This is a genomic window from Cypionkella sp. (assembly GCF_034376685.1).
Taxonomy (GTDB): Bacteria; Pseudomonadota; Alphaproteobacteria; order Rhodobacterales; family Rhodobacteraceae; genus Cypionkella.
The window spans coordinates 1-13,755 of sequence record NZ_JAXMJJ010000021.1; the positions used below are offsets into that span (position 1 = coordinate 1).

The following is a 13,755-nucleotide window of genomic DNA, read 5'->3' on the forward strand; positions in this document are numbered from 1 at the left end:
CGAACCGCTGTGTCTGGACGAGATCGGCGAAACCTCGGCCGAGACCCAGCTTTACCTGCTGCGCATCCTTGAGGAACAAAGCGCGCGCCTCCATGGCCCGCATCCCCCTGCCCAATCGCTGCGGGTGTTGTCTTTGACCAATCGCGCGATGCGGGACGAGGTTGAAGCCGGGCGGTTTCGCCGCGATCTGTTCTATCGGCTGAGCACGGTCGTCCTGACCATTCCACCCCTGCACGCACGTGGCGAGGATGTTTTGCTGATCGCCGAGCATTATATCCGCAAGATCAGCATGGAGACCGGTCGGGATCGGTTGCAGCTTGCGCCAGAGGTTCAGGATGCGCTGATGGCCCATGTCTGGCCGGGCAATGTCCGGGAACTGCGCAATCTGGTCTCCGGGCTGCATGTGCTTGCCAAATCGCGCATGGTGACGCTTGCCGACCTGCCCCCGGAAATCACCACCCCCACCCTGCCCAACGCAGGATTGGTCGATCCGGCTGATGCGCAAGATCAGCTATTGCCGATTGGTGCCTCGCTTAAACACGCCGAGATCAGATTGATCGAAAATGCGCTGAAACACCACCACGGCAACCTCAGCAAGGCAGCCATTGCGCTGGGGATTTCACGGCCAACCCTGTATCGCAAGATTGAGGCCTATGGGATCAGGGCATCGTAGGCCGATCAACTCGTAGCTCCCTCGAAGCCCTCGCTTTCAGATCACCGCTCTCAGGCGGCGGATCGAGATCCAACTTGCCGCCGCCATCACGCCCGCCGTCGCAAGGCAAAGTGGCAGACCGCCAAGCTGATAGCTGATCCCCGACAAGGCGGTTCCCAGCAGACGGCCAGCCGCGTTGGCCATGTAGTAGAACCCCACATCCATCGTCACCCGGTCAGACTTCGAGAAGGCTAAGATAAGGTAGGAGTGCACCGAAGAATTCACCGCAAACACAAAGCCAAACAGCAGCAAGCCTGCGACCAAGGCCAAGGTAAACCAAAGCGCGGGCGCAGCGGCCGTCAGCGCCAGGGCGGCAAGCGCGAAGGGAATTGGCGTCAGCAACCCCGCCCAGCGCATGGCCTTGGCGGCAATGGTTGCTTCGGACTTGCCCTTGGCGTTCAGAATTTGCGGCGCGAAAGCCTGAACGGCACCGTAAGCAATGGTCCAGACCGCCATGAAACTGCCAATCAGAAAGAAGGCCGCGCGGCGGCTGTCGGGTGAGCCATCCGAAAACACCGCCTGAAAATACACCGGAACACCGACCACAAACCAGACATCCCGCGCGCCAAACAGAAACATCCGCGCCAGCGACAAGCGGTTGATGCGCGGATCTTTTGACCAGATATGTGAGAACTTGGCGTCCTTTTTACCCCCAGGCAGCCCTTTCGGCAGAAAGACCATCACCGCGAGCAAAATCACCGCCAGAATGGCAGCCATCCCCCAGATCGCCGCCTTGAACCCCACCACAGCCAACAAAACCGCACCAAGGAAAAAACCAAAACCCTTTACCGCATTCTTGGATCCGGTCAGCATCGCAACCCAGCGAAACAACACGCCCTCCCCTGCCGGAGCCAGCACCTTGACCGCCGATTTGGAAGACATCTTGGCCAGATCCTTGGCCACCCCGGATGCGCCTTGCACCGCCATCACGAAGGTGACTGAAGCCGCAACACTCCACGCCGGATCAAGCTGCGCAAGCACGGCAAGAGCAGCTATTTGCAGGCCCAACCCCAGATACAGCGTGGTGGAAAGTCCAAACCGTGCCGCCAGCCAGCCCGCATAAAGATTGGTGACAATGCCCGCGACTTCATAGAGCAGAAACAACCACGCCAGTTGGATCGGAGAAAACCCCAAGCCGTTGAAATGCAGCAACACCAGCAGCCGCAGCGCACCGTCTGACAGCATGAAGGCCCAGTAAGCCGCCGTCACCGCCGCATAGGCGCGCAAGCCGTTTGGTGCGGGCGCGCTGCTCATAGTGACGCCGCCACCATCCGCACCACATCGGCCAGGCGACAGGAATAGCCCCATTCATTGTCATACCACGCGTAAATCTTCACCTGCGTGCCGTTGATCACCATGGTCGAGGCCGCATCAATGATCGACGAGCGTGGATCATTGACATAGTCGGTCGAGACCAAAGGCCGCGTCTCATACCCCAGAATGCCCTGCAACGCGCCGTCCGCGGCAGCCTTGAACAACGTGTTGACCTCTTCCACCGTGGTTTCACGCGCCACTTCAAACACACAATCGGTCAGCGACGCATTCAAAAGCGGCACCCGTATCGCGTGGCCATTCAGGCGGCCTGCCAGTTCGGGGTAAATCAACGTGATCGCTGTGGCCGAGCCGGTACTGGTCGGGATCAGGTTCATCAGCGCAGATCGCGCGCGGCGCATATCCTTGGCGGGACGGTCCACAATGGTTTGCGTGTTGGTCACATCATGGATCGTAGTGATCGAACCATGACGTATGCCGATGCTGTCGTGGATCACCTTGACCACCGGGGCAAGGCAGTTGGTGGTGCAACTGGCCGCCGTGATCAGATCATGTATGGCCGGATCATAAAGATGATGGTTGACGCCGTAGACAAGGTTCAGCGCGCCGCCGTCTTTCACCGGTGCCGAAACCACCACTTTCTTCACGCCCGCCGCATAGTAAGGGGCGATCTTTGCCGCCGTCTTGAACACTCCGGTGCAATCAATCACCAGATCAACGCCCATGGTCGCAAGCGGCAAATCTTCGATCCGTTTGGCACTGGTCAGCTTTATTTTTTGCCCGGCCAGCGTCAAACTGTCCGCATCAAAGGAAATCGGGCGCGGCCAACGCCCATGCACAGAGTCAAACTCCATCAGTAGCGCATGTTGTTCAGGCGCGCCGACCGGGTCATTGATCAAAACGATCTCACCGCCAGCGCCAGTGTCAATCAAATCACGCAGCGCAAGCTTGCCGATCCGGCCAAGGCCGTTCAATGCAATACGGGGCATATCGGTTATTCCTTCCCGAGCGTGTCGAGATGGCCCTGCAACGCCACCTTCTCCAGTTCCGCGAAAGGCAGCGCCGTGAAAGCAAGAATACGGCGGCGCAGGCTTGCGAACACATTGGCAAAAGCCAAAGCCTTTTCGGCATCGGTGCCCGTCGCCTTTACCGGATCTGGCAAGCCCCAGTGCGCGGTCATCGGCTGACCCGGCCATGGCGCGCATTCTTCTGTCGCCGCCTGATCGCAGACGGTGAAAACAAAATCCATCTTGGGGGCATCCGGCCCTTCAAACTCGGACACATGTTTTGAGCGCAGGCCAGAGACATCCAGCCCCGCCCGCGCCAGAACCTCGATGGCAAACGGGTTCAGCTGGGTTCCCGGCCGCGTTCCCGCCGAATAGGCGTTGAACTGCCCTTTGCCCACATCCGTCAGGATGGCTTCGGCAAAAATTGATCGGGCGGAATTTCCCGAACAGATGAACAGGACGTTCCAAGGGTGATTGGCCATGTCAGACTCCACAGGTTTGAAAAGGGCGGCGGCAATGTCAGGGCGACTGCGCCCTGCATCGTGAACAAGGTAGCCAAGCAGTGCAGACACTTGATCCAACCGGATGCTGTAAAACAGCGACCGGCCTTGCCGATCCACTTGGATCAACGTGGCTTGCTCCAGCTCGGACAGATGATGCGACAGCGTGTTTGGCTTCATCTCCAGCGCTTCTGCGATTTCCGTGGGCCGCACGCCTTGCGGTGCAAAGCGCATCAGCAGCCGAAAAATCGCAAGGCGTCCGGGATGGCCGAGGGCCGCAAAAGCCTGAGGGATCAAGTTTGTTTCCATATTTCCAGAATAATAGAAATATTAGTATTTCCAAGTGAAGTTTTTGTAACGATGGCAGATCAGCTGTGTCTGGGTGCGATTACCTGTGCGCAGGGCTGATCGATTGAACAGTCAAACCCCAGCTTTATCAGTTGGATACTGCCTGTCCGTCCCACAGGCGCATCCAAATGATCTGATAACCCTCTCTTCACGCAGATTCATCACACGGCGGTGATATCCCTTGCACCCTGATTAGCTTTAGCTGGCGTCTGGGGATACCCAAGGTTGGCAACCCGCAAAAACATCGCTATGCCGATTTCAGCGAACATGGAGCCGGGTGCGATTCCCGGCTGGCTCTTCCGGCCGCCAATCCGCCGGATAACCGTCAGACAGACTTGAACATATTATCGATAGGGCGCGCGGCGTCAGATCGGTCTGGAACGGATTAACATGATTTCAATCGACGCTTACCGCAACCAATGGTTCGGCAACATCAAGGCAGACCTGCTGTCGGGGCTTGTCGTGGCCCTTGCCTTGATCCCCGAGGCCATCGCCTTTTCCATCATCGCCGGGGTAGACCCGAAAGTCGGCCTCTACGCCAGCTTTTCCATCGCCGTTATCACCGCCGTTGCGGGCGGGCGACCCGGCATGATCTCGGCAGCCACCGCCGCTACGGCGGTGCTGATGGTCACGCTCGTCAAGGATCATGGGTTGCAATATCTGCTGGCGGCAACTGTGCTGGCGGGGCTGTTGCAGATCGGCATGGGCCTTCTGAAGCTGGGCTTTGTGATGCGCTATGTATCGAAATCCGTGATGACGGGTTTTGTGAATGCGCTGGCGATCCTGATCTTCATGGCGCAACTGCCCGAACTGGACCCGACCAAGGTGACATGGCTGACCTATGCCCTTGTCGCCGCAGGCCTCACGATCATCTACCTGTTCCCCTATGTTACCAAAGCGGTGCCCTCGCCCTTGGTCACCATCATCGTTCTGACCGCGCTGACCCTGACCTTCGGTTGGGATGTGCGCACCGTCGGTGACATGGGCGCCCTGCCTGATACCCCGCCCGTATTCCTGATTCCGCAGATCCCGCTAAGCCTGGAAACCTTGCAGATCATCTTCCCCTATGCGCTGGCCGTGGCAATCGTGGGCTTGCTGGAAAGCCTGATGACGCAAAACCTTGTGGATGAGTTGACCGACACCAAATCCAGCCGCAATCAGGAATGTATCGGTCAGGGCTTGGCCAACACCGCCACAGGTTTTATCGGCGGCATGGCGGGCTGTGCGATGATCGGGCAAAGCATGATCAACGTGAAGTCCGGGGGCCGCGGACGGCTGTCTTGCGGCTTTGCGGGCGTGATGCTGCTGATCTTTTGCGTGGCGTTGGGGGATTGGGTCAGCCAGATCCCGATGCCTGCATTGGTGGCAATCATGATCATGGTCAGCATTGGCACGTTTTCGTGGTCTTCGGTCAAGAACCTGACGACGCATCCGAAATCATCCTCCATCGTGATGATCGCGACCGTGGTGGCCGTGGTTTATACCCATAACCTGGCAATCGGGGTGCTGTTGGGCGTCCTGCTGTCGGGCATCTTCTTTGCGGGCAAGATCGCGCAACTGTTCCGGGTGACAAGCACCGTCAGCGCCGATGGCCGCGAGCGCACCTACCGGATCGAGGGACAAATGTTCTATGCGTCCGTCGAAGATTTCATGAACGCCTTTGATTTCAAAGAGCCGCTGGACAGGGTGATCATCGACGTCTCGGCCGCGCATATCTGGGACATATCGTCTGTGCAGGCGCTGGACATGGCGGTGCTGAAGTTCCGTCGCGGCGGGGCACAGGTAGAGGTCGTCGGCATGAATGCGGCCTCTGAAACCATCGTCGACAAGCTTGCCGTTCACGACAAACCGGGGGCGGTAGACGTGTTGGTCACACACTGACCGGGTTGCGCGTTTTTATCGGTGGATCAGGATCAGGCGGCGATTGCCATCTAAACGCTCATCGTCGCGGCCACAGCGCGGCTCCATCGGGCATATTTGGCGGCGCGCGTGTCCGCATCCATCTGCGGGGTAAATTGCTTTTGCCGCGCCCAGGTTTTCTGAAACTCTGCCGGAGCCGGGCAAATCCCGGCTTTCAGCCCCGCCAGATAGGCCGCGCCGACAGCAGTGGTTTCGGTGATCACCGGGCGATCCACGGGGGCGCCCAAGATATCGGACAGAAACTGCATCGCCCAGTCTGACGCTGTCATGCCGCCATCCACCCGCAGCACGCCATCCGCCGCCACGCCCCAGTCGGCGCGCATGGCTTCCAGCAGGTCGCGGGTTTGAAAGCCGACGCTTTCGAGCGCGGCCTTGGCCAGTTCAGCGGGGCCAGAGTTGCGGTTCAGCCCATAGATCGCGCCCCGGCAATCGGGCCGCCAATATGGCGCGCCAAGCCCAGTGAAAGCGGGGACGAGGATGACGTCTTGCGCAGGGTCGGCGGCTTCGGCGAGGGGTTGGGTTTCCTTTGCCTCGCGGATGATCTTGAGGCCGTCGCGCAGCCATTGAACCACCGCCCCCGCGATGAAGATCGAGCCTTCCAGCGCGAAGGTTGGCTTGCCGTCAAGTTGGTAGGCGATGGTGGTCAGCAGGCGGTTTTTCGACGGCACCATCTTGTCGCCGGTGTTCAGCAAAGCGAAGCAGCCGGTGCCGTAGGTGGATTTCATCATGCCGGGCTGAAAGCAGGCTTGGCCGACGGTGGCGGCTTGCTGGTCGCCTGCGACGCCGAGGATCGGGATTTCATGGCCGAACAGATCGGCGCGGGTCAGGCCGAAATCAGCGGAACTGTCGCGGACTTCGGGCAGCAGTTGCATCGGGATGTCGAGAAGGCCGCAGATCTCGGCGTCCCATTCTCCGATGCCGATATTATAAAGAAGGGTGCGGGCGGCGTTGGTGGCGTCGGTGGCGTGGGTGCGACCGCCGGTCAGTTGCCAGATCAGGTAGCTGTCAACGGTTCCGAAGGCGAGCTCGCCGTTTGCGGCGCGGGTGCGGGCGCCCGGGATGTGATCCAGCAGCCATTTCAGTTTGGTGCCGGAAAAGTAGGGGTCGAGCAGCAGGCCGGTGCGGGCGGTGATCATGGGTTCATGGCCTGCATCCTTCAGGGCGGTGCAGGTGTCGGCGGTGCGGCGGTCTTGCCAGACGATGGCGTTGTGGAGGGGTTGGCCGGTGCGGCGGTCCCACAAGAGGGTGGTTTCGCGTTGGTTGGTGATGCCGATGGCGGCGATGGAGTGGGCATCAATTCCGGCGCGTTCGATGGCGGCGCGGGAGGTGGCGGCGACGGTGGCCCAGAGATCGGCGGGGTCATGTTCGACCCAGCCGGGCTGCGGATAATGCTGGGGAAACTCGGCTTGGGCGGAGGAGATGACTTTCAGGCCCGCATCAAACAGGATCGCGCGGGACGAGGTGGTGCCTTGGTCGATGGCGAGGATATGGGTCATGTGGCCTCCGGGGTGGTATGGTCCCAACTCGGGACCTTTTATTGTTGTTTTATATCAGATGGTTGGGGTGGTCACGTTAAGGAATTTTTAACGTTTGAGCGGGTTTAGGGTGGAGATTAGTGCAGGTCGCAGGAAGTGGAAACGCTGTTTGTCTTGCCAGATTTGGCGCGCAAGTTGTGACATGAGGTCTGAACCGGAAGGAACCTCTGCGGGGCAGAGGTTCTCGGTTCATTGCTCATAAGGCTGGAAGCCGTTGAGCAAGGGGAGTTGTGCCACAAACCGAAGGCTGGATAATCGGGGCGCGCCTGACTGGGCTGGCGCGGACTCGCGCCTGCCGAGGGCAGGCAGGCGCGGCCCGATTTGTCTGCGGCCAAATCGGGCAAGAGAAGCCGCCCGACAAAGCCCGCCAAGTTCATAAGAAAAAGGGCGAGGCTTGCACCTCGCCCCCTTTCGTCGCCTGTCAGATCACTTCTGCCAGGATTTGATCAGCTCGTCATAGGCGATGGTCTCACCCGCTGGCTTTTCGTTCTCCAGCTTGGCCACCGGAGCGCCCGGCGCATCAAGCCAGACCTGCGGGTCTTGCTCTTCGTTCAGCTTCGGACCGATATCGCCCTGAACGCCAGCTTTCTCAAGCCGGGCCAGCACTTTCTCCTGCTCGGCACACAAAGCATCCAGCGCTTCTTGCGGGGTTTTCTCACCCGACATTGCGTCGCCGATGTTCTGCCACCACAGCTGCGCCATCTTCGGATAATCCGGGATGTTGGTGCCGGTCGGCGACCATGCAACCCGCGCAGGCGAGCGGTAGAATTCGATCAGGCCGCCGAGTTTCGGGGCACGATCGGTGAAGTGCTGGCTGTCGATGGTGGACTGACGGGTGAAGGTCAGGCCGACATCAGACTTCTTCATGTCGACGGTTTTCGAGGTGACGAATTGTGCGTAAAGCCAAGCCGCCTGCGCACGATCCACCGGGGTGGATTTCATCAACGTCCAAGCGCCCACGTCCTGATAGCCAACCTTGGTGCCTTCCGACCAGTAAGCGCCGTGCGGGCTGGGGGCCATGCGCCATTTCGGCGTGCCGTCTTCGTTCATCACCGGCAGACCGGGCTTTACCATATCGGCGGTAAATGCGGTGTACCAGAACATCTGCTGGGCAATTTCGCCCTGTGCAGGCACTGGCCCGGCTTCGCCAAACACCATACCCGCAGCCGAGGGCGGCGAGTATTTCTGTAGCCAGTCAATCGCCTTGGTCACAGCATAAACCGCAGCAGCGTCGTTGGTGGCACCGCCACGCGCAACGCAAGACCCGACGGGACGCGAGTTTTCATCGACGCGGACACCCCATTCGTCGACCGGCAGGCCGTTCGGCTCGCCCTTGTCGCCCATACCGGCCATCGACATCCACGCGTCGGTGTAACGCCAGCCAAGCGACGGGTCTTTCTTGCCGTAATCCATGTTGCCGAACACAGCGGTCGGCCCGCCCATATAGGACATGTCGCGCCCGGTGAAGAACTCGGCGATGTCTTCGTAAGCCGACCAGTTGATCGGAACGCCCAGATCATAGCCATATTTGGCTTTGAAATCGTCTTTGGTTTTCTGATCGTTGAACCAGTCGTAGCGGAACCAGTAGAGGTTGGCGAACTGCTGGTCGGGCAGCTGATACAGTTTGCCATCCGGTGCGGTGGTAAACTTGATGCCGATGAAATCATTCAGATCAAGGCCTGGGTTGGTGACCGCAGCGCCTTCGCCTGCCATCCAGTCGGTCAGATCGCGCGCCTGCTGATAGCGCCAGTGGGTGCCGATCAGGTCAGAGTCGTTGATATAGGCGTCATAGATGTTTTCGCCCGACTGCATTTGGGTTTGCAGCTTTTCAACCACGTCACCTTCGCCGATCAGATCGTGGGTGACTTTGATGCCGGTGAGGGCCTCAAACGCCGGGGCCAGCACTTTGGCCTCGTATTCATGCGTGGTCAGGGTTTCCGAGGCGACCTTGATTTCCATGCCGGCATAGGGCTTGGCAGCGGTCTCGAACCATTGCAGCTCGGCTTCCTGATCGGCGCGCGGCAGCACCGACAGATCGCCGATCTCTTTATCAAGGAAAGCTTTTCCCGCCTCCATGTCGGCGAGGGCCGGCATCCCATAGGCCATCAGCGCAAGCGCAATGGCGGTTGATGTTGTGCGAAGTCTCATTCGATTCCTCCCAGAATGTTGAGTGTCGTGTCGTTGTTGCCCGGCAGGTGCCTGCCGGGGTGGTTTGCTGCCGTCAGACCCAGCGGAATACTGCTGCGGCGTAAAGCAGGCAGAGGATCAGCGCCCAAGTCAGCGGTGCGCCGAAGAAGAACAGCCAGGCCAGATTGATAAAGGCCGAGCCGAGTAAGGTGATGAACAGCCGGTCGCCGCGCGTGGTCTCAATGCGCAGAATGCCGAGACGCGGGGTTTCAGGATAGCGGATCGCCAGCAGGGTGAAGGTGATCAGCAGGCCAGCGATGATGTAGAAAAACAAAGCGACCGGGAAGGTCCAGGCCATCCAGCCGCCCTGAATCATCGGGTCAAACCATTGGAAACCTTCGTCATTGCGTGGCGTGGCCCAGATCAGGAAGGCCAGAAAGGCGGCCATCGCGGCGGCTGTGGTGGCGAAGATGGTGTTCCAGCGTGAGGCGGTCATATCAAACCCTCCCGAGGGCAAAGCCCTTGGCGATGTAGTTGCGCACGAAGTAGATCACGAGGGCTCCGGGGATGATGGTGAGCACGCCTGCGGCGGCGAGCACGCCCCAATCCATGCCAGAGGCCGAGACGGTGCGTGTCATGGTGGCCGCGATGGATTTGGCGTTCACTGCCGTCAGGGTGCGCGACAGCAGCAGTTCGACCCATGAGAACATGAAGCAGAAGAAGGCGGCGACGCCGATACCCGATGCGACCAGCGGCATGAAGATGCGGATGAAGAAGCGCGGGAAGGAGTAGCCATCGATATAGGCGGTCTCGTCTATTTCTTTGGGGACGCCGCGCATGAAGCCTTCCAAGATCCACACCGCGAGGGGGACGTTGAACAGGCAGTGGGCGAGGGCCACGGCGATATGGGTGTCGAACAGGCCGATCGAGGAGTAAAGCTGGAAGAACGGCAGCGCAAAGACGGCGGGCGGCGACATGCGGTTGGTCAGCAGCCAGAAGAACAGATGTTTGTCGCCCATGAAGCTGTAGCGCGAGAACGCATAGGCGGCGGGCAAGGCGACGGTGATCGAAATCACCGTGTTCATCACCACATAGATCATCGAATTGACGTAGCCCATATACCAGGACGGGTCGGTCAAGATGGTGATGTAATTGGCGAAGGTCAGGTTCTGCGGGAACAGTGAGAAGGTCGAGGTGATCTCGGTGTTGGTCTTCAGGCTCATGTTGACCAGCCAGTAGATCGGGATCAGCAGGAACAGCAGGTAGAGCGTCATGACGATGGGCGAGGTGCGGTTTTTCATCATTTTGTCTCCTGCGCATCAAGGGTGGTCATCACGGTGTAGAACACCCACGAGACGAGAAGGATCACCAGGAAATACATGATCGAGAAGGCGGCGGCGGGGCCGAGGTCGAACTGGCCGACGGCCATTTTCACCAGATCGATGGACAGGAACGTGGTCGAGTTGCCGGGGCCGCCGCCGGTGAGCACGAAAGGCTCGGTGTAGATCATGAAGCTGTCCATGAAGCGCAGCAGCACGGCGATCAGCAGCACGCCGGACATTTTCGGCAGCTCGATGTAGCGGAAGACGCTCCAGCGGCTGGCTTGGTCGATCTTGGCGGCTTGGTAATAGGCTTGCGGGATGGACTGCAGGCCCGCGTAGCACAGCAATGCGACAAGCGAGGTCCAGTGCCAGACATCCATCACCACGATGGTGATCCAGGCGTCCAAGGCATCGTTGGTGTAGTTGTAATCGACGCCAAGATTGGCGAGGCCACGGCCCAGCAGGCCAATGTCGACGCGGCAGAAGATTTGCCAGATGGTGCCGACGACGTTGAACGGGATCAGCAAGGGCAGCGCCATTAGCACAAGGCAGAAGCTGGCCCAGAAGCCCTTCTTCGGCATGTTCAGCGCCACGAAGATCCCGAGCGGCACTTCGATGGCGAGGATGATGGCCGAGAACATCACTTGCCGACCGAGGGCGGCGTGCATCCGGTCTGAGGTGACCATTTCCTCAAACCAGCCGAGGCCGTTCCAGAAGAAATCGTTCGACCCAAACGTGTCGTTGACTGAATAGTTCACCACGGTCATCAGCGGGATCACGGCAGAGAACGCCACCACGATCAGCACCGGCAGCACAAGGAACCATGCCTTGTTATACTGGGTCTTTTCCATCAGATGGCCCCCCCTTGAACGCGCCAGTCGTCGGCGTAGACGTTGATGCGTTCCGGGGCAAAACGGACGCGGGTTTGATCGGCGGCAATCTCGGCACCTTCAGCGGCGATGACGTTGACGACTTGGCCTGCTACTTCGCCGCGAATGATGCGGTGGCGGCCGACGTCTTCGACGCGGCGGATGGTGATCGGCAGGCCCTCGGTTGCGGACAACTCGCAATATTCCGGGCGGATGCCGATTTGGGTGCGGCCGGTTTGCGGAGCGTAAGATGCGCCCAAAGCAAGATCAGCCCCCAACAGATGCGCGGTGTTGCCCGACACGGAAGCATCCAGCAGGTTCATCCCCGGCGAGCCGATGAAGTAACCAACAAAGGTGTGCGCGGGGGTTTCGAACAATTCTTCCGGCGTGCCCATTTGCACGACGCGGCCATCATACATGACGACGACTTTATCCGCGAAGGTCAAAGCCTCGGTCTGGTCGTGCGTCACATAGATCATGGTATGGCCGAATTCGCGGTGCAGCTGCTTCAACTGGGTGCGCAGCTCCCACTTCATATGCGGGTCGATCACGGTCAGCGGCTCGTCAAACAGGATGGCGTTGACGTCTTCGCGCACCATGCCGCGACCAAGGCTGATCTTTTGCTTGGCATCGGCGGTCAGGCCGCGCGCTTTGCGATCCAGAGTGGCTTCCATGCCGATGGTCTGGGCAATCGCCGCGACACGGGCCTTGATATAGGCCGGGTCCATGCCGCGATTGCGCAGCGGGAAGGCAAGGTTTTCGCGCACGGTCATGGTGTCGTAAACCACGGGAAACTGGAACACCTGCGCGATGTTACGCTCGGAGGTTTCGGCATCAGTGACGTCGCGATCGCCAAACAGCACGCGGCCTTGGCTGGGGCGGAGCAGGCCCGAGATGATGTTCAAAAGCGTGGTCTTGCCGCAACCGGACGAGCCGAGCAGCGCATAGGCGCCGCCGTCTTGCCAGACGTGATCCATCTGCTTCAGCGCGAAATCGGCATCGCTGGCGGGGGTGGCGCTGTAGCTGTGCGCGAGGTTTTTCAGGGTAATTTGCGCCATTATGCAGCCACCGCGTAAGCGGCGGTTGAGGCCAGAAGCCCCTCGCCGTCAAAGACATAGATATGGGCGGGGTCAAGCCAGAGGCTGACCTTGTCGCCCGCGTTCAGATTGTGCACGCCATGCACCAAGGCAACCCAACGATCCGCGCCGTGGTGCAGATGCAGGAAGGTTTCCGATCCGGTGATCTCGGTCCCGCCGATGGTGCAGGGCAGTTCAATCGCAGCAGCGCTGGGTTTGTGCAGATGCAGGTGGTTGGCCCGGAAGCCAGCGGTATAAGCGCCGTCGGGCAGGCTGTTGAAAGCTTGTGCCTGAGTGTCGCCAAAGCGCAGGGCATTGCCCTGTTTGGTGAAGCCGAGGAAGTTCATCGGTGGATCGCTGAACACCCGTGCCGTGGTGGCATCGACCGGGTGGCGGTAGACATAGGGCGTCGCGCCAAACTGGGTGACGCGGCCCTGCCAGAGCGTCGCGGTATTGCCGCCCAGCAGCAGGGCTTCTTCGGGCTCGGTGGTTGCATAGACGAAAATCGCGCCGGATTTCTCAAAAATACGTGGGATTTCGGCGCGCAGTTCCTCGCGCAGTTTGTAGTCAAGGTTGGCGAGTGGTTCATCCAGCAGCACAAGGCCGGCTTCTTTCACCAAAGCGCGGGCAAGGGCGCAGCGTTGCTGTTGACCGCCGGAAAGTTCCAATGGCTTGCGTTGCAGCATCGGGGTCAGCTTCAGCATTTCGGCGGTTTCGCGCACTGCGCGATCAATTTCGGCTGTCGATTTGCCGATCAGACGCAGGGGCGAGGCGATGTTGTCATACACGCTCATGCCGGGGTAGTTGATGAATTGCTGGTAAACCATCGCGACCTTGCGATCTTGCACCCGCATTCCAGTGACGTCTTTGCCCTGCCAGAAGATCTTGCCGGTGGTCGGTTGGTCCAAGCCAGCCATCAGCCGCATCAGGCTGGTTTTGCCCGACAGCGTCGGCCCCAACAGCACGTTCATCGTGCCATTTTCCAGCGTGAGGTTGGTGGGCTGGATATAGCTTTGCCCCTTCACCAGACGCGAGACGGATTGCAGTTCAATCGACATCAGCGTTCC

12 protein-coding genes and 1 other annotated feature are annotated in these 13,755 nt (G+C 59.7%); of the genes, 2 read left to right on the top strand and 10 right to left on the bottom strand.

The window, feature by feature from the left end; translation table 11 throughout:
* Positions 1–673: sigma 54-interacting transcriptional regulator (locus tag U1A24_RS04865; RefSeq protein WP_322320850.1), on the top strand; the 673-nt coding region annotated here is incomplete at its 5' end.
* A gap of 36 nt (positions 674–709) precedes the next feature.
* Here U1A24_RS04865 and arsJ read toward each other — a convergent pair.
* Genes arsJ through U1A24_RS04880 form a run of 3 tightly spaced genes read right to left on the bottom strand, consistent with a single transcriptional unit; the run spans position 710 to position 3,800 of the window.
* Positions 710–1,966: an organoarsenical effux MFS transporter ArsJ gene (gene arsJ, locus U1A24_RS04870; protein WP_322320851.1), complete on the bottom strand. Its 1,257-nt coding sequence runs from the start codon at positions 1,964–1,966 to the stop codon at positions 710–712.
* Complete coding sequence (locus U1A24_RS04875; RefSeq protein WP_322320852.1) at positions 1,963–2,973, bottom strand: ArsJ-associated glyceraldehyde-3-phosphate dehydrogenase; 1,011 nt, start codon at positions 2,971–2,973, stop codon at positions 1,963–1,965. The genes arsJ and U1A24_RS04875 overlap by 4 nt, the downstream gene beginning before the upstream one ends.
* Before the next feature lie 5 nt (positions 2,974–2,978).
* Positions 2,979–3,800, bottom strand: a complete 822-nt coding sequence (locus U1A24_RS04880) for a metalloregulator ArsR/SmtB family transcription factor (RefSeq protein WP_322320853.1) — start codon at positions 3,798–3,800, stop codon at positions 2,979–2,981.
* A 305-nt stretch (positions 3,801–4,105) separates the two neighbouring features.
* Positions 4,106–4,163, top strand: a sequence feature (sul1 is cis-regulatory element that is thought to sense ions involved in sulfur or methionine metabolism; They are found in Alphaproteobacteria).
* A gap of 66 nt (positions 4,164–4,229) precedes the next feature.
* Here U1A24_RS04880 and U1A24_RS04885 point away from each other — a divergent pair.
* Positions 4,230–5,720, top strand: coding sequence for a SulP family inorganic anion transporter (locus U1A24_RS04885; protein WP_322320854.1), 1,491 nt, complete (start codon positions 4,230–4,232; stop codon positions 5,718–5,720).
* Between the two features lie 50 nt (positions 5,721–5,770).
* On the opposite strand, the gene glpK is transcribed toward U1A24_RS04885, so the two are convergent.
* The 7 genes from glpK to U1A24_RS04920 all read right to left on the bottom strand — a co-directional run bounded on the left by glpK (position 5,771) and on the right by U1A24_RS04920 (position 13,746).
* Positions 5,771–7,255 carry a glycerol kinase GlpK gene (glpK, locus tag U1A24_RS04890; protein ID WP_322320855.1) on the bottom strand — a complete coding sequence of 495 codons (1,485 nt, stop codon included), beginning with the start codon at positions 7,253–7,255 and terminating at the stop codon, positions 5,771–5,773.
* 465 nt (positions 7,256–7,720) lie between these two features.
* Complete coding sequence (locus U1A24_RS04895; RefSeq protein ID WP_322320856.1) at positions 7,721–9,442, bottom strand: ABC transporter substrate-binding protein; 1,722 nt, start codon at positions 9,440–9,442, stop codon at positions 7,721–7,723.
* 73 nt (positions 9,443–9,515) lie between these two features.
* Positions 9,516–9,917 (bottom strand): DUF2160 domain-containing protein, encoded by a 402-nt coding sequence (locus U1A24_RS04900; protein WP_322320857.1) that lies wholly within the window; start codon positions 9,915–9,917, stop codon positions 9,516–9,518.
* A gap of 1 nt (position 9,918) precedes the next feature.
* Positions 9,919–10,722, bottom strand: a complete 804-nt coding sequence (locus U1A24_RS04905; protein WP_322320858.1) for a carbohydrate ABC transporter permease — start codon at positions 10,720–10,722, stop codon at positions 9,919–9,921.
* Positions 10,722–11,594, bottom strand: a complete 873-nt coding sequence (locus tag U1A24_RS04910) for a sugar ABC transporter permease (RefSeq protein WP_322320859.1) — start codon at positions 11,592–11,594, stop codon at positions 10,722–10,724. Before U1A24_RS04910 ends, U1A24_RS04905 begins: the two co-directional genes overlap by 1 nt.
* Positions 11,594–12,670 carry an ABC transporter ATP-binding protein gene (locus tag U1A24_RS04915; protein ID WP_322320860.1) on the bottom strand — a complete coding sequence of 359 codons (1,077 nt, stop codon included), beginning with the start codon at positions 12,668–12,670 and terminating at the stop codon, positions 11,594–11,596. Before U1A24_RS04915 ends, U1A24_RS04910 begins: the two co-directional genes overlap by 1 nt.
* Positions 12,670–13,746, bottom strand: coding sequence for an ABC transporter ATP-binding protein (locus U1A24_RS04920; protein ID WP_322320861.1), 1,077 nt, complete (start codon positions 13,744–13,746; stop codon positions 12,670–12,672). The genes U1A24_RS04915 and U1A24_RS04920 overlap by 1 nt, the downstream gene beginning before the upstream one ends.
* Between the last annotated feature and the right edge of the window lie 9 nt (positions 13,747–13,755).